The 462-nt window shown below is 28.3% G+C and carries 1 protein-coding gene; it reads right to left on the reverse strand.

Translation table 11 applies throughout. The features are described from left to right. Window positions 1-459 (reverse strand): efflux RND transporter permease subunit (locus G3997_RS05335; RefSeq protein WP_442971257.1); only part of this gene is annotated, 459 nt, incomplete at its 3' end. Window positions 460-462 lie beyond the last annotated feature (3 nt).

Raw genomic sequence — 462 nt, forward strand, 5'->3', positions numbered from 1 at the left:
AACTATCCCTGTTAGAACTAAGAAACCTAACATTGCTATTACACTTAATTCACTATTTGTAATTACTAATGCTAATAATCCTCCTGTGAAAGCTAATGGTATTGTAAACATTACTATAAATGGTGATAGTAATGATTGGAATTGAGCAACCATTATTAAATAAACAAATATAATTGCTAATACTCCCATTAAAATTAAATCACCAATAGCATCTGAAATAGTTTCCATTTCTCCACCTATTTCAATAGAGTATCCATCTTTTACTTTATAATTATCTAACTTTGCTTTTACATCCTTACCTACTAAAGCAACATTATAATCAGCATCAAGAGTTGCATTAACTGTCATATATCTAGTTTGATTTTCACGAGATATAGAAGATAAAGCTTCATCATCACTTATACTTGCAATGTTANATAATTCTACWTCAACTTTTTCATTATCCTTAGTTCCTGTTATAGT

The organism is Romboutsia sp. 13368 (assembly GCF_018336475.1).
GTDB lineage: Bacteria > Bacillota > Clostridia > Peptostreptococcales > Peptostreptococcaceae > Romboutsia.